Annotated in this window: 23 protein-coding genes; 22 read left to right on the top strand and 1 reads right to left on the bottom strand. The window is 71.6% G+C overall.

The features are described from left to right. Nucleotides 1-2 precede the first annotated feature (2 nt). The 11 genes from hisD to OHA05_RS08910 all read left to right on the top strand — a co-directional run bounded on the left by hisD (nt 3) and on the right by OHA05_RS08910 (nt 9,063). Nucleotides 3-1,352, top strand: coding sequence for a histidinol dehydrogenase (gene hisD, locus OHA05_RS08960; RefSeq protein WP_313946899.1), 1,350 nt, complete (start codon nt 3-5; stop codon nt 1,350-1,352). Further along, nucleotides 1,349-2,470, top strand: coding sequence for a histidinol-phosphate transaminase (locus OHA05_RS08955; RefSeq protein ID WP_328860252.1), 1,122 nt, complete (start codon nt 1,349-1,351; stop codon nt 2,468-2,470). The genes hisD and OHA05_RS08955 overlap by 4 nt, the downstream gene beginning before the upstream one ends. Continuing rightward, entirely contained in the window at nt 2,467-3,060 is a 594-nt protein-coding gene (hisB, locus tag OHA05_RS08950) for an imidazoleglycerol-phosphate dehydratase HisB (RefSeq protein ID WP_313946901.1), read from the top strand. The genes OHA05_RS08955 and hisB overlap by 4 nt, the downstream gene beginning before the upstream one ends. Then, nucleotides 3,057-3,224, top strand: coding sequence for a hypothetical protein (locus OHA05_RS08945; RefSeq protein WP_313946902.1), 168 nt, complete (start codon nt 3,057-3,059; stop codon nt 3,222-3,224). The genes hisB and OHA05_RS08945 overlap by 4 nt, the downstream gene beginning before the upstream one ends. Continuing rightward, entirely contained in the window at nt 3,221-3,862 is a 642-nt protein-coding gene (gene hisH / locus OHA05_RS08940) for an imidazole glycerol phosphate synthase subunit HisH (RefSeq protein ID WP_313946903.1), read from the top strand. The genes OHA05_RS08945 and hisH overlap by 4 nt, the downstream gene beginning before the upstream one ends. Continuing rightward, entirely contained in the window at nt 3,862-4,587 is a 726-nt protein-coding gene (gene priA, locus OHA05_RS08935; protein ID WP_313946904.1) for a bifunctional 1-(5-phosphoribosyl)-5-((5-phosphoribosylamino)methylideneamino)imidazole-4-carboxamide isomerase/phosphoribosylanthranilate isomerase PriA, read from the top strand. The genes hisH and priA overlap by 1 nt, the downstream gene beginning before the upstream one ends. Beyond that, complete coding sequence (locus OHA05_RS08930; protein WP_313946905.1) at nt 4,584-4,982, top strand: RidA family protein; 399 nt, start codon at nt 4,584-4,586, stop codon at nt 4,980-4,982. Before priA ends, OHA05_RS08930 begins: the two co-directional genes overlap by 4 nt. Beyond that, complete coding sequence (hisF, locus tag OHA05_RS08925; protein WP_313946906.1) at nt 4,979-5,734, top strand: imidazole glycerol phosphate synthase subunit HisF; 756 nt, start codon at nt 4,979-4,981, stop codon at nt 5,732-5,734. The genes OHA05_RS08930 and hisF overlap by 4 nt, the downstream gene beginning before the upstream one ends. Nucleotides 5,735-5,878: 144 nt before the next feature. Continuing rightward, nucleotides 5,879-7,084, top strand: coding sequence for a cytochrome P450 family protein (locus tag OHA05_RS08920; RefSeq protein WP_328860251.1), 1,206 nt, complete (start codon nt 5,879-5,881; stop codon nt 7,082-7,084). Nucleotides 7,085-7,177: 93 nt separating this feature from the next. Beyond that, complete coding sequence (locus tag OHA05_RS08915) at nt 7,178-7,765, top strand: helix-turn-helix domain-containing protein (protein WP_313946908.1); 588 nt, start codon at nt 7,178-7,180, stop codon at nt 7,763-7,765. 44 nt (nt 7,766-7,809) lie between these two features. Then, nucleotides 7,810-9,063 (top strand): MFS transporter, encoded by a 1,254-nt coding sequence (locus tag OHA05_RS08910; protein ID WP_328860250.1) that lies wholly within the window; start codon nt 7,810-7,812, stop codon nt 9,061-9,063. Nucleotides 9,064-9,112: 49 nt separating this feature from the next. On the opposite strand, the gene OHA05_RS08905 is transcribed toward OHA05_RS08910, so the two are convergent. Then, on the bottom strand, nt 9,113-9,748 hold the full coding sequence (locus OHA05_RS08905) for a TIGR03085 family metal-binding protein (RefSeq protein WP_328860249.1): 636 nt from the start codon (nt 9,746-9,748) through the stop codon (nt 9,113-9,115). Nucleotides 9,749-9,832: 84 nt separating this feature from the next. On the opposite strand from OHA05_RS08905, the gene hisI reads away from it, so the two are divergent. The 11 genes from hisI (at nt 9,833) to lgt (ending at nt 18,885) form a co-directional block, all read left to right on the top strand. Then, a complete protein-coding gene (gene hisI, locus OHA05_RS08900) occupies nt 9,833-10,198 on the top strand; it encodes a phosphoribosyl-AMP cyclohydrolase (RefSeq protein WP_328860248.1) in 366 nt (121 codons plus the stop codon). Nucleotides 10,199-10,209: 11 nt separating this feature from the next. Beyond that, on the top strand, nt 10,210-11,739 hold the full coding sequence (locus OHA05_RS08895; RefSeq protein WP_328860247.1) for an anthranilate synthase component I: 1,530 nt from the start codon (nt 10,210-10,212) through the stop codon (nt 11,737-11,739). Nucleotides 11,740-11,754: 15 nt separating this feature from the next. Further along, nucleotides 11,755-12,399: a TIGR02234 family membrane protein gene (locus OHA05_RS08890; RefSeq protein WP_313946913.1), complete on the top strand. Its 645-nt coding sequence runs from the start codon at nt 11,755-11,757 to the stop codon at nt 12,397-12,399. Nucleotides 12,400-12,532: 133 nt separating this feature from the next. Continuing rightward, nucleotides 12,533-12,808, top strand: coding sequence for an HGxxPAAW family protein (locus OHA05_RS08885; RefSeq protein ID WP_313946914.1), 276 nt, complete (start codon nt 12,533-12,535; stop codon nt 12,806-12,808). 92 nt (nt 12,809-12,900) lie between these two features. Next, nucleotides 12,901-13,338 (top strand): DUF2752 domain-containing protein, encoded by a 438-nt coding sequence (locus tag OHA05_RS08880; protein ID WP_313946915.1) that lies wholly within the window; start codon nt 12,901-12,903, stop codon nt 13,336-13,338. Nucleotides 13,339-13,483: 145 nt separating this feature from the next. Continuing rightward, nucleotides 13,484-14,293, top strand: coding sequence for an indole-3-glycerol phosphate synthase TrpC (trpC, locus tag OHA05_RS08875; protein WP_313946916.1), 810 nt, complete (start codon nt 13,484-13,486; stop codon nt 14,291-14,293). Nucleotides 14,294-14,301: 8 nt separating this feature from the next. Next, nucleotides 14,302-14,559 carry a tryptophan biosynthesis modulator TrpM gene (gene trpM / locus OHA05_RS08870; RefSeq protein ID WP_328860246.1) on the top strand — a complete coding sequence of 86 codons (258 nt, stop codon included), beginning with the start codon at nt 14,302-14,304 and terminating at the stop codon, nt 14,557-14,559. Between the two features lie 215 nt (nt 14,560-14,774). Next, nucleotides 14,775-16,073, top strand: a complete 1,299-nt coding sequence (gene trpB, locus OHA05_RS08865) for a tryptophan synthase subunit beta (RefSeq protein WP_328860245.1) — start codon at nt 14,775-14,777, stop codon at nt 16,071-16,073. Further along, on the top strand, nt 16,070-16,894 hold the full coding sequence (trpA, locus tag OHA05_RS08860; protein WP_328860244.1) for a tryptophan synthase subunit alpha: 825 nt from the start codon (nt 16,070-16,072) through the stop codon (nt 16,892-16,894). Before trpB ends, trpA begins: the two co-directional genes overlap by 4 nt. Nucleotides 16,895-16,983: 89 nt before the next feature. Next, complete coding sequence (locus tag OHA05_RS08855; protein ID WP_313946919.1) at nt 16,984-17,820, top strand: DsbA family protein; 837 nt, start codon at nt 16,984-16,986, stop codon at nt 17,818-17,820. Nucleotides 17,821-17,919: 99 nt separating this feature from the next. Then, nucleotides 17,920-18,885 carry a prolipoprotein diacylglyceryl transferase gene (gene lgt, locus OHA05_RS08850; RefSeq protein WP_313946920.1) on the top strand — a complete coding sequence of 322 codons (966 nt, stop codon included), beginning with the start codon at nt 17,920-17,922 and terminating at the stop codon, nt 18,883-18,885. Nucleotides 18,886-18,964: the final 79 nt, after the last annotated feature.

The raw sequence follows: 18,964 nt of genomic DNA, 5'->3' as shown, positions 1-18,964 counted from the left end.
GCGTGATCTCTCGAATCGATCTGCGCGGCGACGCCCTCCCCGAGGGCGCTGCTCTGCGTGACCTGTTGCCCCGTGCCGAGTTCGACGTGGAAGCCGCCCTGGAGAAGGTGCGGCCCATCTGCGAGGACGTGCATCATCGGGGCACGGCGGCGCTGATCGACTACGCGGAGAAGTTCGACGGCGTCACGCTGACGCAGGTGCGGGTGCCCCGCGCCGCGCTCACCGAGGCGCTGGAGCAGCTCGACCCCGAGGTCAGGGCCGCGCTGGAGGAGTCGATCCGGCGCGCCCGGATCGTGCACCGGGCGCAGCGCCGCGCCGAGCACATCACCCAGGTCGTCCCCGGCGGCACGGTCACCGAGAAGTGGGTGCCCGTCGAGCGCGTCGGGCTCTATGCCCCGGGCGGCCGTTCCGTCTATCCCTCCTCCGTGATCATGAACGTCGTGCCGGCGCAGGAAGCGGGCGTCGAGTCGATCGCGCTCGCCTCCCCTCCGCAGAGGCCCCGCTTCGACGGTGACCCGGCCGGCGGCCGTCCGCACCCGACGATCCTGGCCGCGTGCGCGCTGCTCGGCATCGACGAGGTGTACGCGGCCGGCGGCGCCCAGGCCGTCGCGATGTTCGCGTACGGAACCTCCGGACCCGACGGGTGCGCCCCCGCCAACATGGTCACCGGCCCGGGCAACATCTGGGTCGCCGCCGCCAAGCGCTACTTCACCGGACGCATCGGCATCGACACCGAGGCCGGCCCGACCGAGATCGCGGTCCTCGCCGACGACACCGCCGACCCGGTGCACGTCGCCGCCGACCTGATCAGCCAGGCCGAGCACGACCCGATGGCCGCCGCGGTGCTGGTCACCGACTCCCCGGAGCTGGCCGACGCGGTCGAGAAGGAGCTGGAGCCGCAGGTCGCGGCCACCAAGCACGTGGTCGACCGGATCCTGCCGGCCCTGGGGGGCAAGCAGTCCGCGATCGTCCTGGTCGACGACATCGAGGCGGGTCTGCGGGTCGTCAACGCCTACGGGGCCGAGCACCTGGAGGTCCAGACCACTGGCGCCGCCGCGGTCGCCGCCCGCGTCCGCAACGCCGGAGCGATCTTCGTCGGCCCCTGGGCCCCCGTATCCCTCGGTGACTACTGCGCGGGCTCCAACCACGTGCTGCCGACCGGCGGCTGCGCCTGCCACTCCTCGGGACTGTCCGTCCAGTCGTTCCTGCGCGGCATCCACATCGTGGACTACAGCCGCGACGCCCTCGCCGAGGTCACCCATCACGTGGTCACCCTGGCCGAGGCCGAGGACCTGCCGGCGCACGGCGCCGCCATGAAGGCGCGTTTCGGCTGGAAGGTGCCGCAGAAGTGACCGGCATCGACGATCTCCCCATCAGGGACGAGCTGCGCGGCAAGTCCCCGTACGGCGCGCCCCAGCTGGACGTGCCCGTCCGGCTGAACACCAACGAGAACCCCTACCCGCTGCCCGAGGCGCTGGTCGACCGGATCACCGAGCGGGTCCGCGAGGCCGCCCGCGGCCTCAACCGCTACCCCGACCGGGACGCCGTCGAGCTGCGCACCGAGCTCGCCCGCTATCTCACCCGCACCACCGGGCACGAGGTGGGCGCCGCGGGCGTCTGGGCGGCCAACGGCTCCAACGAGGTCATCCAGCAACTGCTCCAGACCTTCGCCGGGCCGGGCCGTGTCGCCATCGGCTTCGAGCCCTCGTACTCGATGCACGGTCTGATCTCCCGGGGCACCGGCACCGCCTGGATCTCCGGCCCGCGCCAAGCCGACTTCACCATCGACGTGGCGGCGGCCCGGGAGGCCGTCGCCGAGCACCGGCCGGACGTCGTCTTCATCACCTCGCCCAACAACCCCACGGGCACCGCGGTCGATGCCGAGACCGTCGTCGCCCTGTACGACGCGGCGCAGGCGGCCAAGCCGTCCCTGGTCGTGGTCGACGAGGCGTACGTGGAGTTCAGCCACCGCCCCTCGCTGCTGCCGCTGATCGAGGGCCGGCCGAATCTCGTGGTGTCGCGCACCATGTCCAAGGCCTTCGGCGCCGCCGGACTGCGCCTGGGCTATCTCGCCGCCGATCCCGCCGTGGTCGACGCCGTCCAGCTGGTCCGCCTGCCGTACCACCTGTCGGCCGTCACCCAGGCCACCGCGCTCGCCGCCCTCGAACACACCGATACCCTGCTCGGGTACGTCGAGCAGCTGAAGACCGAGCGCGACCGCCTGGTCGCCGAGCTGCTCGCCATCGGGTACGAGGTCACCGAGTCCGATGCCAACTTCGTGCAGTTCGGACGGTTCCCCGACGCGCACGAGGCCTGGCGGCAGATCCTCGACCACGGCGTCCTGGTCCGTGACAACGGCGTACCCGGATGGCTGCGGGTCACCGCCGGCACCCCCGAAGAGAACGACGCGTTCCTCGATGCGGTTCGCGCTTTGATGAAGGAACGCAGCAAGAAGGAGCAGAGCGCATGAGCCGCGTAGGACGGGTCGAACGCACCACCAAGGAGACGTCCGTCGTCGTCGAGATCGACCTCGACGGCACCGGGAAGGTCGATGTCGCGACCGGGGTCGGCTTCTACGACCACATGCTCGACCAGCTGGGCCGGCACGGGCTGTTCGACCTCACCGTGAAGACCGAGGGCGACCTCCACATCGACTCGCACCACACCATCGAGGACACCGCACTCGCGCTCGGCAACGCCTTCAAGCAGGCGCTCGGCGACAAGGTCGGCATCTACCGCTTCGGCAACTGCACCGTGCCGCTGGACGAGTCCCTCGCCCAGGTCACCGTGGACCTGTCGGGGCGTCCGTACCTCGTGCACACCGAGCCCGAGAACATGGCGCCGATGATCGGCGAGTACGACACGACGATGACCCGGCACATCCTGGAGTCGTTCGTCGCGCAGGCCCAGATCGCGCTGCACGTGCACGTGCCGTACGGCCGCAACGCGCACCACATCGTCGAGTGCCAGTTCAAGGCGCTGGCCCGCGCCCTGCGTTACGCGTCCGAGCGCGACCCGCGCGCGGCCGGCATCCTCCCGTCCACGAAGGGCGCCCTGTGACCGGCCTCTCCACCGTTCTCATCGTCGTCGGGCTCTTCCTCGCCGGCGGTGTGTACTCCTTCATCAAGCAGGACATGCCCCGGGGCCTCGTCGTGCTCCTCGGTATCGGGTCCGCGATGTGCCTGGTCGCCGGTGTCCTGCGGATCCAGGGGATCTGGGAATGAGCACTCCGAAGAAGGTCGTCGTCTTCGACTACGGATTCGGCAACATCCGCTCCGCCGAGCGGGCGCTGGCCCGGGTCGGCGCGGACGTCGAGATCACCCGTGACTTCGACACGGCGATGAACGCCGACGGACTCCTCGTCCCGGGCGTCGGCGCGTTCTCCGCCTGCATGGACGGCCTCAAGCGCGCCCGCGGCGACTGGATCATCGGCCGCCGGCTCTCCGGCGGCCGCCCCGTCATGGGCATCTGCGTGGGCATGCAGATCCTGTTCGGCCGCGGCATCGAGCACGGTGTGGAGACCGAGGGCCTCGACGAGTGGCCCGGCACGGTCGGCCCGCTCAAGGCGCCCGTCGTCCCGCACATGGGCTGGAACACCGTCGAGGCACCGGCCGGCAGCAAGCTGTTCGCCGGCACCGACGACGACACCCGGTTCTACTTCGTGCACTCCTATGCCGTGCACGAGTGGGAGCTGGAGGTCACCAACGCCGCCATCCGCGCCCCCCAGATCACCTGGGCCACCCATGGCGAGCGCTTCGTGGCCGCCGTGGAGAACAACGCGCTGTGGGCGACCCAGTTCCACCCCGAGAAGTCCGGCGACGCCGGCGCCCAGCTGCTGACCAACTGGATCGAGACGCTGTAATGCCGAAGCTTGAACTCCTTCCCGCAGTCGACGTCCGCGACGGCCAGGCCGTCCGGCTGGTGCACGGCGAGTCCGGCACCGAGACGTCCTACGGCTCCCCCCTGGAGGCCGCCCTGGCCTGGCAGCGCTCGGGCGCGGAATGGCTGCATCTCGTCGACCTGGACGCCGCGTTCGGCACCGGCGACAACCGCGAGCTGATCGCCGAGGTCGCGCGCGCCATGGACATCAAGGTGGAGCTGTCCGGCGGCATCCGCGACGACGCCTCGCTCGCCGCGGCCCTCGCCACCGGCTGCACCCGAGTCAACCTGGGCACGGCCGCCCTGGAGACCCCGGAGTGGGTCGCCAAGGTCATCGCCGAGCACGGCGACAAGATCGCGGTCGGCCTGGACGTCCGGGGCACGACCCTGCGCGGCCGCGGCTGGACGCGCGACGGCGGCGACCTCTACGAGACGCTGGCCCGCCTCGACTCCGAGGGCTGCGCGCGGTACGTCGTCACCGACATCGCCAAGGACGGCACTCTCCAGGGCCCCAACCTGGAGCTCCTGAAGAACGTCTGCGCCGCGACCGACAAGCCGGTCGTCGCCTCCGGCGGCGTCTCCTCGCTCGACGATCTGCGGGCCCTCTCCTCGCTGGTCCCCGCCGGTGTCGAGGGCGCGATCGTCGGAAAGGCGCTGTACGCCAAGGCGTTCACGCTGGAAGAGGCGCTCGCGGCGGTGTCGGCATGACCGATTCCGTACGCCGTCTCGCCTCGGAGAACCCGTGGGAGGAGTCCTTCGGCTACTCCCGCGCCGTCGAGCTGCCGACCGGCCTGGTCCTCGTCTCCGGCTGCACGTCGACCGTCGGCGGCCAGATCTCCGCGGGCGGCCCCTACGAGCAGGCGGTCACCGCGTTCGGTGTCGCCATCGACGCGCTGAAGGAACTCGGCCTCGGCCGGGAGCACGTGGTGCGGACGCGGATGTACCTCACGCACGCGCGTGACGTGGAGGACGTCGGCCGCGCGCACAAGGAGCTGTTCGGCGAGGTCCGCCCCGCCGCGTCCATGCTCATCGTCTCCGGCTTCGTCGACCCGAGCCTGGTCGTCGAGGTGGAGGTCGAGGCGTACCGGGGAGGTGCCGGATGAGCCTCGCGGTCCGTGTCATCCCCTGTCTGGACGTGGACAACGGACGGGTCGTCAAGGGGATCAACTTCCAGAACCTGCGCGATGCCGGCGACCCCGTCGAGATGGCCAAGCTGTACGACGCCGAGGGCGCCGACGAGCTCACCTTCCTCGACATCACGGCTTCCTCGGGCAACCGGGAGACGACGTACGACGTGGTGCGGCGCACCGCCGAGCAGGTCTTCATCCCGCTCACCGTCGGCGGCGGTGTCCGCTCGGCGGAGGATGTCGACAAGCTGCTGCGGGCGGGCGCCGACAAGGTGGGCGTCAACACGGCGGCGATCGCCCGGCCCGAGCTGATCCGTGAGATCGCCGAGCGCTTCGGCCGGCAGGTGCTGGTGCTGTCGGTGGACGCCCGGCGTACCGCGTCCGGTTCGTTCGAGGTCACCACGCACGGCGGCCGCGAGGGGACCGGTATCGACGCCGTCGAATGGGCGCACCGGGCCGCCGAGTTGGGGGCGGGCGAGATCCTGCTGAACTCGATGGACGCCGACGGCACCAAGGACGGCTACGACACCGAGATGATCGCGGCGGTGCGCAGGCATGTCACCGTGCCTGTGATCGCGAGCGGCGGCGCGGGCCGGCTGGCGGACTTCGCCCCGGCGGTCGACTCCGGCGCGGACGCCGTCCTCGCGGCCTCCGTCTTCCACTTCGGCGATCTGCGGATCTCCGAGGTGAAGGAGGCCCTGCGCGGATCCGGTCACCCCGTGCGCTGACGCCGGGCGACGGTCCGGGACCACGGTCCGGGAGGCCGGGCGAACTGTCCGAGACGCAGGACAAACTGTCCGAAAACTGGCGTCCGTCCCTCCTGTGGGCCGGGTTAGCGTGCCGTTGGACCCATGATGAACAGGGGGAACAGCATGGTGACCCGGCCCATCGCCGATCTCGCGGAAATCGGTCCGCACTTCGTCAGCGACCCGTATCCCGTCTACGCCAGGCTCCGCGCGGAGGGGCCCGTCCATCACGTGCGCGCTCCCGACGGCGAGGAGCTGTGGCTCGTCGTCGGGTACGAGGCGTGCCGTACCGCCTTCACCGATCCCCGGCTGAGCCGGGACTGGATGAAGTCCGGTGACATCACCCAGATCGTGAACACGGACCAGGACCAGCCGGCGCTCGCGCACATGCTGATGTCCGACCCGCCGGACCACACCCGCCTGCGGCGGCTGGTGGCACGGGAGTTCACTCCGCGCCGCATCGAGGCGCTCGCCCCGCGCGTCCAGCAGATCACCGACGAACTGCTGGTCTCCATGACGGCGACGGAGGAGCGGCGGGCCGACCTGGTGGCCTCGTTCGCCTTTCCGCTGCCCATGACCGTCATCTGTGAGCTGCTGGGCGTGCCCGGGATGGACCGCGACGCCTTCCGCGGCTGGTCCAACGAGATGGTGGCGCGCACCAGTCCGGAGGCGGAGGCGCAGGCCTACCAGGAGACGACGGCCTACCTCCGGGAGCTGATCGCGGCCAAGCGCCGGGACCCGGGTGAGGATCTGCTCAGTGCGATGATCCACGCCGTCGACGAGGGCGGCGACCGGCTCTCGCCGGACGAACTCATCGGGATGTCCGTCCTGTTGCTCATCGCGGGGCACGAGACGACGGTCAGCCTCATCGGCAACGGTATGCGCGCGCTCTTCGCGCATCCGGACCAACTAGCCGCGCTGCGTGCGGACTTCTCGCTGCTCGACGGGGCGATCGAGGAGATGCTCCGCTACGACGGCCCGGTGGAGGCCTGCACGGACCGACTGGCCCTCGCGGACGTGGAGATGGAGGGCGTCACGATCCCGGCGGGCTCCACCGTGCTGATCGCGATGGCGGACGCCGACCGTGATCCGGCGCGCTTCAAGGACCCGGACCGGTTCGACATTCGCCGCGACGCTCGCGGCCACATCGCCTTCGGGCACGGTCTGCACTACTGCCTCGGCGCGCCGCTGGCCCGGCTCGAAGGGCGCATCGCGATCCGCGGACTGCTGGAGCGCTTCCCCGGACTGGCGCTCGACGCGGACGTGGCGGACCTCCCCTGGATGCCGGGGATGCTGATCAGGGGCGTACGGAAGCTGCCGGTGCGCTGGTGACACCGGCCCCCTGACCCATCAGGGCCTGCGATACGAAAGAGAAGTTGCGCAAATCTTATTGCGCAACTTCTCTTTCGTATCTACGGTCGGGTCATGGCCGACCACGAGACCCAGCGCATCACCGACGTCGAGGCCCTCAAGGTCTTCACACACCCGCTGCGCATCAAGCTCTACCGCGCCCTCTATACGGCCCGCACGGCCACTGCCTCCCACCTCGCCGACCAGGTCGACGAGGCCGTCTCGCTGGTCAGTTACCACCTGCGCAAGATGGCCGAGCACGGGTTCATCGAAGAGGCGCCGGACGCGGGCAAGGACGGCCGCGAGCGCTGGTGGCGTCTCTCCACCGAGCGGGGATTCACCTTCCGCACCTCGGACTTCGACGGCCCCGAGGGTGCGGCTGTCGCCGGCACCGTCATCCGCCGGCTCGTCGACACCCGCACCGAGCGGTACGCCGCCTACCTCGACCAGCTGGCCGCCTGGCCCGACGAGTGGACCGACGCCGCCTTCAGCTCTGAATACGTGCCCCGCCTCACCTCCGCGGAACTCCAGGAGATGGCCGACGAGATCGGCGAGCTGATGCGCCGTTGGACCGACCGGGGGCGCGCCGCCGAGGAGAGCGGTGACACGGCCGGGCGTGAACACGTCGCGGTCCACATGTACGGATTCCCCTTCCGCCCCTGACGCCCCGTGTCGACACCGGCGTCCGCCTGCCCGAAGGAGCCCGAGTGACCGCGACCGTGACCGAGACGTCCAGCCCCCGCATACCGGCCCCCGCCGCCCACCGCGACGGCAACGTCCTGCGCTGGCTCGCCGCCTACGCCGCCTCCCTCGTCGGCGACAGCATCTACTTCCTCGCACTCGGCTGGGCCGCCGCCCAGATTGCCGGGCCTGCCCAGGTCGGCATGGTGATGGCCGCCGGAGCCGTGCCCAGAGCGCTCCTCATGCTCGGCGGGGGAGTGATCGCCGACCGTTTCGGCCCGCGCCGGGTCGTCATCACCTCCGACGCCGTCCGCTGCGCCGTGATCCTCGCCGTCGCCGGCGCGCTTACCCTTGCCACGCCCGGCCTGTGGCTGCTGATCGCCGCGGCCCTCGTCTTCGGCGCGGTCGACGCCCTGTTCATGCCCGCGGTCGGCGCTCTGCCGCCCCGCATCACCGATGCCGGGCAGCTCGTACGCGTCCAGGGACTGCGCGCCCTCGTCCAGCGCGTCGGCACCACCACCGGCCCGCCCCTCGCCGGATTCGCGATGGGCACCGGGGGGCCCGGGGCCGCCTTCGGTGTCGCCGGCGGCCTGTTCGCACTCTCGCTGGTCCTGCTCGTCGCGGTGCGGATCGCACCGCTGCCCGGGGGCATCGGCGAGGACCGCGGCGAAGCCCCCTGGCAGCAGTTGCGCGGCGGACTGCGCCACATCCGCCGCCATCCTCTGATCGGCCCGCTCGTTCTCTCCGGAGCCCTCAGCGAACTCGGAGCCATCCCGCCGCTGAACGTCGGTCTCGTCCTCCTCGCCGACGAGCGCGGCTGGGGTCCCTCGGGCGTCGGCTGGATCGTCGGCGCCTTCGGGGTCGGCGCCGGAGCGAGCGCCCTGCTGCTCACCGTCGCCCGCCGGCTGCCGCGCGCCGGGGCGGTCCAGATCGCGGCACTCGTCGTCGGCAGCGCCGCCCTCGGCTCACTGGCGCTGGCGCCCGGACTCGTCACGGCCGTCGCCCTCGCGGGAGCCACGGGCCTGTTCGCGGGCGTGTGCGGGGGACTGGCGGTCGCGCTGATCCAGAGCGCGACCGACCCGGCCTACCTCGGCCGGGTCAGCTCGGTCATGGCGCTCAGCAGCGTGGGCATCGCCCCGCTCGCGTACCCACTCTTCGGGTTCGCGACCGACAGCTTCGGCACCGTGCCCGTCTTCCTCGCCTTCGGCGCCGTCAGCATGACGGGTGCGGCCGTCGGGCTCCTCACCCCGGCCGTCCGCCGCGCCGAACTCGTGCGCTGATACCGCTACACCCCGAGAACCCCGACGACTCGAGGACCCGAGGACCGCGCTACATCCCGAGCTGGCCCATGTCCCGCAGCCGGGCCACCGCGTCCTTGTCGCCCTCCAGCTCCACCTGCGCCGCGTCCTGCCGGCCGAAGGCGAAGACCGTCAGCTCACCCGGCTCACCGGTGACCGTGACCACCGGCGCGCCGCGATGACCGACCGCGGTCTGACCGTCCGGCCGCCGCAGCACCAGGCCCACCGGGGCCTTGCGGCCCAGCAGCCGGGCCACCTTCTCCAGCCGCGACCACAGCGCGTCCTCGAAGACCCGGTCCAGCGTGCGCGGGGTCCAGTCGGGCTGCGCCCGGCGCACATCCTCGGCGTGCACGAAGAACTCGACGGTGTTCGCGGCCTCGTCCACCTGTTTGATCCCGTACGGCGACATCCGAGGCGGTCCCGTACGGATCAGCCGGATCAGCTCGTCGTACGGCCTGGCCGTGAACTCGGCCATCACCCGGTCGAGCCGGCTCCTGAGCAGCGGGATCATGATCCCGCCGGCCGCGTCGGCCCGCCGCTCACGCACCACCACGTGGGCCGCGAGATCCCGGGTCGTCCAGCCGTCGCACAGAGTGGGGGCATCGGGGCCCGCCGCCTCCAACAGATCGGCGAGCAGAAGTCGTTCACGCTTCGCATGGGTCGACATGTCCGCCAGCCTACGGCGGCGGCACACGGTCCGCCCAGTGGACATACCGTCCAGCGCGCGCCCGCAACACGGCACAATGGGCGTATGACCAGCAGTGTCCCCGCCAGCTCCCTCGATCCCGCCGTCGCCGAACGCCTCAAGCGCGACGCCGGCGGGCTCCTCCCGGCCATCGCCCAGCAGTACGACACCGGTGAGGTGCTGATGCTCGGCTGGATGGACGACGAAGCCCTCCACCGCACGCTGACCACCGGCCGGTGCACCTACTGGTCGCGCAGCCGCCAGGAGTACTGGGTCAAGGGCGACACGTCGGGCCACGTCCAGCACGTCAAGTCCGTCGCCCTGGACTGCGACGCCGACGCCATCCTCGTCAAGGTCGACCAGATCGGGGCCGCCTGCCACACCGGCGACCGCACCTGCTTCGACGCCGACGTGCTCCAGCTCGGCAAGTAGGCTCAGCCGCCATGGATCTCGACACCTTCCGGAAGCTGGCCGCCGACCGCCGCGTCATCCCCGTCAGCCGCAGGCTCCTGGTCGACGGCGACACCCCGGTCGGGCTCTACCGCAAGCTGGCCGCCGAACGCCCCGGCACCTTCCTGCTGGAGTCCGCCGAGAACGGCCGGTCCTGGTCCCGCTACTCCTTCGTCGGGGTCCGCAGCGCCGCCACCCTCACCGAGCGGGACGGCCGCACGCACTGGCTCGGCACCCCTCCCGTCGGCGTCCCCACGGACGGCGACCCGCTCGCCGCCCTGCGCGCCACCGTCGAGACCCTGCACACTCCCCCCACCCCCGGCGACGTAGCAGGGACCCACACGAGTGACCCGGCGTCCGGCATGCCGCCCTTCACCGGCGGCATGGTCGGCTACCTCGGCTACGACATCGTCCGCAGGCTGGAGAAGATCGGTCCGGGCGAGCGCGACGACCTGAAGCTCCCCGAGCTGACGATGCTCCTCACCTCGGACCTCGCCGTGCTCGACCACTGGGACGGCACCGTCGTGCTGATCGCCAACGCGATCAACCACAATGACCTCGACACCGGTGTCGACGAGGCGTACACGGACGCCGTCGCCCGGCTCGACGCCATGGAGGCCGACCTCGCGCGGCCGCTGGCCTCCGCCCCCGCCGTACTGCCGCCCTCCGAGCTCCCCGACTTCACCGTCCCGTGGGGCGGGCCCGACTACCAGGCCGCCGTCGAGGACATCAAGGAGCGGATCCGGGCCGGCGAGGCGTTCCAGGTCGTCCCCTCGCAGCGGTTCGAGACCCCCTGTGCGGCCAGTGCCCTCGACGTCTACCGGGTGCTACGGGCCACCAACCCGAGCCCGTACATGTACCTCTTCCGCTTCGACGGCTTCGACGTCGTCGGATCCAGCCCCGAGGCCCTGGTCAAGGTCGAGGACGGGCACGCCATGGTCCACCCCATCGCGGGCACCCGGCCGCGCGGCGCGACCCCGCAGGAGGACCAGGCGCTCGGCGACGAACTGCTCGCCGACCCCAAGGAGCGCGCCGAGCACCTGATGCTCGTCGACCTCGGCCGCAACGACCTCGGCCGCGTCTGCGAGCCGGGCAGCGTCGAGGTCGTCGACTTCATGTCGATCGAGCGGTACTCCCACGTCATGCACATCGTCTCGACCGTGACCGGCCGGGTCGCCGCGGGCAGTACCGCCTTCGACGTGCTCACCGCCTGCTTCCCCGCCGGCACCCTCTCCGGAGCGCCGAAGCCCCGCGCGATGCAGATCATCGACGAGCTCGAACCCTCCCGGCGCGGGCTCTACGGCGGATGTGTCGGTTATCTCGACTTCGCCGGCGACTCGGACACCGCGATCGCCATCCGTACCGCCGTGCTGCGCGACGGAACCGCATTCGTGCAGGCCGGAGCGGGTGTCGTGGCCGACTCCGATCCGGTCGCCGAGGACACCGAGTGCCGCAACAAGGCGGCCGCGGTGCTTCGCGCCGTCCATACGGCCAACCGGCTGAACGGCCACACCGGGCGGTAAGGGATAGTAGGGGTCGTGAGTGCTGTACCTGTACCCCAGCCCCGCGCCGAATCGGCATCCGCCGCGTCCGCCGACAGCAGCCGCCGCAGCCTCGGCGCAGCACTTGTTCTCGGCGCCGCCGGCGCCACCGTCGTCCTGCTCGCCTCCGGCCAGATCTGGGCCGAGGGCACGGCGGCCGTCGGTGGCGGCAGTGTGCCGCTCGACGCCGACGGCAGCGACGTCACCGGAGTGCCCACCGCCCTCGCCATCGTCGGTCTGGCCGCGCTGGTCGCGGTCTTCGCCGTCCGCAGGGCCGGCCGGTTCCTGGTGGCAGCGCTGCTCGCCCTCAGCGGCGCCGGTGCGGCCGTCACCGCCTTCCTGGGCGCGTCCGACAGCGCGGCCCTGGACGAGAAGGCGGCGAAGACCACCGGCGACACCGCCGCCACGGTCGGCGCACTCACCCATACCGCCTGGCCCTATGTGACCGCGGCCGGCGGTCTGCTGATCCTGCTCGCCGGACTGCTCGCGCTCCGTTACGGCAGGCAGTGGCCCGCCATGTCGGGCCGCTACGAGCGGGACGGCACCCCGAGGCCCCGCAAGGCGCCGGTCGTCGACCCCGACCGCCCCGAGGACCTCTGGAAGGCACTGGACCGCGGCGAGGACCCGACCCGCGGGACATGACCTCCCGGGGCCGAGACGTGACCGCCACCCCTGGCACAGGGCACGACACGGCGTACGGGACAATGGCGGGTGAGCTACCGGCTCACCATCGAGCAACAGCTCACCACAGAGCAACGGCAACGAGGAGCAACTCATGGCGGGCAGCGCCCACGGACACACCCCGGCCGCCTGGACCGGTGTCATCATCGCTTTCATCGGCTTCTGCATCGCCGGAGTCTTCATGGTCGCGGCCAACCCGCTCGGCTTCTGGGCCGGCATGGGCGTCGTCGTCGCCGGCGGTCTGGTCGGCCTCGCGATGAGGGCCGCCGGTCTCGGTATGCCGAAGGCCGAGAAGGCCGCCGCGGAGCGGGCCCGTGCGCAGGCGGCCACCGCCCCCGCGCAGCCCGCCTCGGCGCAGACCTCCGCCTGACACCGCCAGGACCTCACGACACAAGGGCGCAGACCGGCCGGGGCCGGGCTGCGCCCTTGCGTTCCGACGGAGACAATCACGGGGTGGACGCCATGCCTTCTCCCGCGACACCCGCTCGCGCTCCCGGGCCAGCCCCGCTCGCGCGACGTCTCGCCGCCCCCGTGGCCTCCCTCGCGGGAGTCGCCGCCGCCTTCGCCTACGTCGGCGCGGTCGACCCCAACGAACCAGGTCACTACCCGGTCTGTCCGCTCCTGCGGCTCACCGGGATCCTCTGTCCGGGCTGCGGTGGTCTGCGCAGCGCCCACGCCTTCGCCCACGGCGATCTGGCGGCGGCCTTCGGGGCCAACGCCGTGGCCGTCGTCGGCTACGGCGTCTTCGCCGTGGTGATGGCCCTGTGGCTGATTCGCGCCGTCCGCGGTGTGCCGATGCGGATCGCCGTCGCCCCCGTGTGGTGGTGGTCGCTGGGCGCCGTACTGCTGGTCTTCAGCGTGGTGCGGAACCTGCCGTTCGGCTCTGCGCTGGCCCCGTGAGGGGCCGCCCGGCCGGTGCCGGGGAGCCGCCGAAGTCCCAGGTAGTGGGACAGGCGTCAACCGGATGCGAGGCCGGGGGCCTCCTGCGGATACCATCGACATGGCTGATCCTGAACCATCACCGTCCCGGAAGGGGGCCGCTCGCGTGAGTGTGCTCGACGAGATCATCGAAGGCGTACGCGCCGACCTCGCAGAGCGGCAGGCGCGCGTCAGCCTCGACGAGCTCAAGGAGCGCGCCGCCAAGGCTCCCGCCGCCAAGGACGGGGTCGCCGCACTGCGCGGCGAGGGCGTCCAGGTGATCTGCGAGGTGAAGCGCTCCAGCCCCTCCAAGGGCGCGCTGGCCGCGATCGCCGACCCCGCCGCGCTCGCCGCGGACTACGAGGCCGGGGGCGCCGCCCTCATCTCCGTCCTGACCGAGGAGCGCCGCTTCGGCGGCTCGCTCGCCGATCTGGAGGCCGTCCGTGCCCGGGTCGACGTACCTCTGCTGCGCAAGGACTTCATCGTCACGGCGTACCAGCTGTGGGAGGCCCGCGCCTACGGCGCCGACGTCATCCTGCTGATCGTCGCCGCTCTGGAGCAGGAGGCCCTGGTCTCCCTCATCGAGCGCGCCGAGTCGATCGGGCTCACGCCGCTGGTCGAGGTGCACGACGAGGACGAGGTCGAGCGCGCGGTGGACGCCGGCGCGAAGATCATCGGGGTCAACGCCCGCGATCTGAAGACGCTCAAGGTCGACCGGGGCACCTTCGAACGGCTCGCCCCCGAGATTCCGTCCCACATCGTCAAGGTCGCCGAGTCCGGTGTGCGCGGTCCGCACGACCTGATCGCCTACGCCAACGCGGGTGCCGACGCCGTACTGGTCGGAGAGTCCCTGGTCACCGGCCGGGACCCGAAGGCGGCCGTCGCCGACCTCGTCGCCGCGGGCGCCCACCCGGCGCTGCGGCACGGCAGGAACTGACACCCGCCATGACCACCACCCGCACCACCGCCGCGCCGCACCGGACGCCCACGCGTCCCGCGACGTCGACGGCGGCCGTGCGCGCGGCACGGGCGGCGCTCGCCGCGGCCCGTGACCCGTACGCCCGTCTGGCCCGGGGCTGCAAGCCCCGCGGCTGCCGCGCCCCCGCACGCCGGGTGCACGGCAGGCGCGTGCGGTACGTCATCGGCTCGGAGCCGGGCCAGGTCAACGGGATGCGATGGCGCGGGGCCGGCGCGCGCGACTGACGTCCGACGGTGCCGGTTTCCCGGGGTGAAGCCCCGGGTCACGGCTCTCGCGGTGTCCTCGATCGCCGGACGGGCCCCTGCGTCCTGACCTCGCACCGCCGGTTGCGGCGCGTCGGTCCGGTGCGGAACCCCGGACACAGCGGCGCGCGCGCATAACGTGTCCCCTTGCACACCCAGACTTCAGGGGCGGCAGCCCCTTCTGAGGAGTACGTCGGATGTCTTCTGACTTCTTCATCCCGGACCCCGAGGGTCAGGTCCCCAGCGCCCAGGGCTACTTCGGCGCCTTCGGCGGCAAGTTCATCCCCGAGGCCCTCGTCGCCGCCGTCGACGAGGTCGCCGTCGAGTACGACAAGGCCAAGACGGACCCGGCGTTCGCGGCCGAGCTCAACGACCTGATGGTCAACTACACGGGCCGCCCCAGCGCGCTGACCGAGGTGCCCCGGTTCGCCGAGCACGCCGGCGGTGCGCGGATCTTCCTCAAGCGGGAGGACCTGAACCACACCGGTTCCCACAAGATCAACAACGTGCTGGGCCAGGCGCTGCTCACCAAGCGCATGGGCAAGACGCGCGTCATCGCCGAGACCGGGGCCGGCCAGCACGGCGTCGCCACCGCGACCGCGTGCGCCCTGTTCGGCCTCGAATGCACCGTCTACATGGGCGAGATCGACACCGAGCGCCAGGCGCTCAACGTCGCCCGGATGCGAATGCTGGGCGCCGAGGTCATCCCGGTGAAGTCCGGCAGCAGGACCCTGAAGGACGCCATCAACGAGGCGTTCCGCGACTGGGTCGCCAATGTCGACCACACCCACTACCTCTTCGGCACGGTCGCGGGCCCCCATCCCTTCCCGGCCATGGTGCGCGACTTCCACCGCGTCATCGGCGTGGAGGCCAGGCGCCAGATCCTGGAGCGCGCAGGCCGTCTGCCGGACGCGGCCGTCGCCTGCGTCGGCGGCGGTTCCAACGCGATCGGGCTGTTCCACGCCTTCATCCCGGACGCCGGGGTGCGCCTCGTGGGCTGTGAGCCCGCCGGGCACGGCATCGAGTCCGGCGAGCACGCGGCCACCCTGACCGCGGGCGAGCCCGGCATCCTGCACGGCTCGCGCAGCTACGTCCTCCAGGACGAGGAGGGCCAGATCACCGAGCCGTACTCGATCTCGGCCGGACTGGACTACCCGGGCATCGGTCCCGAGCACGCGTACCTCAAGGACAGCGGGCGCGGCGAGTACCGCGCGGTCACCGACGACGCCGCGATGCAGTCGCTGCGGCTGTTGTCCCGCACCGAGGGCATCATTCCGGCGATCGAGTCGGCGCACGCGCTGGCCGGTGCGCTGGACCTCGGCCGGGAGCTCGGCAAGGACGGCCTGATCGTCGTCAATCTGTCCGGACGCGGCGACAAGGACATGGACACCGCCGCCCGCTACTTCGGGCTCTACGACCGTGAGGCGGACGCCGTGGTCGAGGCGGACACAGCCGCCGAGAACGGCGAGGGCGAGATCAAGGGGGACGCGAAGTGAGCGGCAACATCCAGCTGTTGAGCGACACCCTGGCGCGGGCCATGGACGAGGGGCGTGCCGCGCTCATCGCCTACCTCCCGGCCGGCTTCCCGACCGTCGACGGCGGTATCGAGGCCGTGAAGGCCGTCCTGGACGGCGGCGCGGACGTCGTCGAGGTGGGGCTGCCGCACAGCGATCCCGTCCTCGACGGACCGGTCATCCAGACCGCCGACGACATCGCCCTGCGCGGCGGCGTCAAGATCGCCGATGTGATGCGCACGGTCCGCGAGGCGCACGCGGCGACCGGCAAGCCGGTCCTGGTGATGACGTACTGGAACCCGATCGACCGCTACGGCGTCGAGCGCTTCACCGCCGAGCTCGCCGAGGCCGGCGGCGCGGGCTGCATCCTGCCCGACCTGCCGGTCGAGGAGTCCGGCCTGTGGCGCGAACACGCCGAGAAGCACGCTCTCGCCACCGTCTTTGTCGTCGCTCCGAGCAGCAAGGACGCCCGGATCGCGCGGATCACCGAAGCAGGGTCCGGCTTTGTGTACGCGGCCTCGCTGATGGGGGTCACGGGCACCCGCGCGTCGGTCGGCGCACAGGCCCAGGACCTGGTGAGCCGCACCCGGGCCACCACCGAACTGCCGGTCTGCGTGGGCCTCGGCGTCTCCGACGCACAGCAGGCCGCCGAGGTCGCCGCGTTCGCCGACGGGGTGATCGTCGGGTCCGCCTTCGTGAAACGGATCCTCGACGCCCCCGACACCGCCGCCGGCCTCGCGGCCGTCCGCGAGCTGGCAGCGGAGCTGGCCAGGGGCGTGCGCAGGGACGGGCAGGGCGGGTAGCCGGAGTCATCCCTCTCGTACGGCTCGCTCGTACGAGTGGATCTGGACCGGGGAGGCGCTCACGTGCCTCCCCGGTTCGTTTGCGGGATGTGAGTGAGAAGAACCAGGACCGGAAGAGGACCGCGCGCGAGCGGCTCCAGCAGGAACGTGAGCAGCACAAGGCACGTGAGAAGCGCCGCCGGGTGCTGATCGTGTCGGCGGCGGTGGTGGCCGTGCTGGGCCTCGCGGCCGTCGTCGGAGTGATCGCTGCCAACTCCGGCACGAAGAAGGACAGCGGCTCCCAGGCCGGCCCGCTCCTCGCGCCCGCCGGCGTGCAGGGCAAGGACCGGCTGGCGATCCCGGTGGGAGCGGACGACGCGCCCTCCACGCTCACGATCTGGGAGGACTTCCGCTGCCCGGTCTGCGCGCAGTTCGAGAACCTCTTCCGTGACACGATCCACGAGCTGGTCGCGGCCGGTCAGATCAAGGTCGAGTACCACCTCGCCACCATCATCGACGGCAACATGGGCGGCAGCGGGTCCCTGCGTGCGGCCAATGCCGCAGCCTGCGCCCAGGATGTCGGCGACTTCGCCCCGTACCACGACGTGCTCTTCCAGAACCAGCCGCCGGAGCCGGACGACGCCTTCGGCAACAACGACCGGCTGATCGAGCTCGCGGGCAAGGTCGAAGGGCTGGACACCCCCGGGTTCCGCAGCTGTGTCGAGGACGGCAAGCACGACAGCTGGGTCGCCAAGTCCAACACGGCCTTCCAGAACGGCGGCTTCCGCGGGACGCCCACCGTCCTGCTCAACGGCGAGTCGGTCTTCCCGGCCAAGGGCAGCGAGCAGATCTCCCCGGCCAACCTGAAGAAGTGGGTCACCGAGGCGAACAAGGGCAAGAAGCCGGGCACCCAGCAGTCCGCGCCGGCGCCCAGCCCGTCGTCCTGACCGCCCGGCGGGGCCGCGCCGCGGCACGCCGCTCGTTATCAGGACGTTGCCGGGTGGGTTGCCGTGTCTCCCACCCGGCAGGGTAGCGTCGGGTCTGCCATGGAACTTGCCTACATTCCCAGTCCGTCGACCGGAGTGATCCATCTCGGACCGCTCCCGCTGCGCGGCTACGCCTTCTGCATCATCATCGGTGTCTTCGTGGCCGTCTGGTACGGCAACAAGCGCTGGATCGCCCGAGGCGGCAAAGCCGGCACCGTGGCCGACATCGCCGTCTGGGCGGTGCCCTTCGGCCTGGTCGGCGGCCGGCTCTACCATGTGATCACCGACTACCAGCTGTACTTCAGCGACGGTGAGAACTGGGTCGACGCCTTCAAGATCTGGGAGGGCGGCCTCGGTATCTGGGGCGCGATCGCGCTGGGCGCGGTCGGCGCCTGGATCGGCTGCCGCCGTCGCGGGATCCCGCTGCCGGCCTGGGCGGACGCCCTCGCGCCGGCCATCGCCATCGCGCAGGCGATCGGCCGCTGGGGCAACTGGTTCAACCAGGAGCTGTACGGCAAGCCGACCGATCTGCCCTGGGCCCTCAAGATCACGGAGGGCGCGAACCGCGAGGCGGGTCTGTACCACCCGACGTTCCTGTACGAGTCCCTGTGGTGCATCGGTGTCGCGCTGCTGGTCATCTGGGCCGACCGGCGCTTCAAGCTCGGTCACGGGCGGGCGTTCGCGCTCTACGTCGCCGCGTACTGCGCGGGCCGCGCCTGGATCGAGTACATGCGCGTCGACGAGGCGCACCACGTCCTGGGCCTGCGGCTGAACGTGTGGACCGCGATCATCGTCTTCGCCCTGGCGGTGGCGTACATCGTGATCTCGGCGCGGGTGCGGCCGGGACGCGAGGAGATCGTCGAGCCGGACCGCTCGAAGCCGGGCACGGACGGCGCGGACGCGGCCGACGAGAAGGCCGTCGAGAACAAGGAGCCGGGCGACGAGTCGACCCCGGAGGACTCGGCGGACGCCGGGGACACCGTCAGGGACGCCGACGCGGATGCGGGGTCGGCCAAGAAGGGCTGACCGCAGCGACATACGACGAGGCCGCCGGGACCGATCGGGTCCCGGCGGCCTCGTCGTATGCCGGAAGGCTGTCGCCGGT

Origin of the sequence: Streptomyces sp. NBC_00306 (genome assembly GCF_036169555.1) — a bacterium.
Taxonomy (GTDB): domain Bacteria; phylum Actinomycetota; class Actinomycetes; order Streptomycetales; family Streptomycetaceae; genus Streptomyces; species Streptomyces achmelvichensis.
This window is presented reverse-complemented; position numbering and strand designations above follow the sequence as displayed.

Bases quoted from the DNA above. Each gene is read 5' to 3' on its own strand.
- priA (WP_313946904.1), top strand. From the start codon at position 3,862: ATGCCGAAGCTTGAACTCCTTCCCGCAGTCGACGTCCGCGACGGCCAG.
- OHA05_RS08930 (WP_313946905.1), top strand. From the start codon at position 4,584: ATGACCGATTCCGTACGCCGTCTCGCCTCGGAGAACCCGTGGGAGGAG.
- trpB (WP_328860245.1), top strand. From the start codon at position 14,775: ATGTCTTCTGACTTCTTCATCCCGGACCCCGAGGGTCAGGTCCCCAGC.
- OHA05_RS08880 (WP_313946915.1), top strand. From the start codon at position 12,901: ATGCCTTCTCCCGCGACACCCGCTCGCGCTCCCGGGCCAGCCCCGCTC.
- hisB (WP_313946901.1), top strand. From the start codon at position 2,467: ATGAGCCGCGTAGGACGGGTCGAACGCACCACCAAGGAGACGTCCGTC.
- hisH (WP_313946903.1), top strand. From the start codon at position 3,221: ATGAGCACTCCGAAGAAGGTCGTCGTCTTCGACTACGGATTCGGCAAC.
- OHA05_RS08915 (WP_313946908.1), top strand. From the start codon at position 7,178: ATGGCCGACCACGAGACCCAGCGCATCACCGACGTCGAGGCCCTCAAG.
- OHA05_RS08895 (WP_328860247.1), top strand. From the start codon at position 10,210: ATGGATCTCGACACCTTCCGGAAGCTGGCCGCCGACCGCCGCGTCATC.
- OHA05_RS08905 (WP_328860249.1), bottom strand. From the start codon at position 9,748: ATGTCGACCCATGCGAAGCGTGAACGACTTCTGCTCGCCGATCTGTTG.
- lgt (WP_313946920.1), top strand. From the start codon at position 17,920: ATGGAACTTGCCTACATTCCCAGTCCGTCGACCGGAGTGATCCATCTC.
- hisF (WP_313946906.1), top strand. From the start codon at position 4,979: ATGAGCCTCGCGGTCCGTGTCATCCCCTGTCTGGACGTGGACAACGGA.
- trpM (WP_328860246.1), top strand. From the start codon at position 14,302: ATGACCACCACCCGCACCACCGCCGCGCCGCACCGGACGCCCACGCGT.
- hisI (WP_328860248.1), top strand. From the start codon at position 9,833: ATGACCAGCAGTGTCCCCGCCAGCTCCCTCGATCCCGCCGTCGCCGAA.
- OHA05_RS08885 (WP_313946914.1), top strand. From the start codon at position 12,533: ATGGCGGGCAGCGCCCACGGACACACCCCGGCCGCCTGGACCGGTGTC.
- OHA05_RS08920 (WP_328860251.1), top strand. From the start codon at position 5,879: ATGGTGACCCGGCCCATCGCCGATCTCGCGGAAATCGGTCCGCACTTC.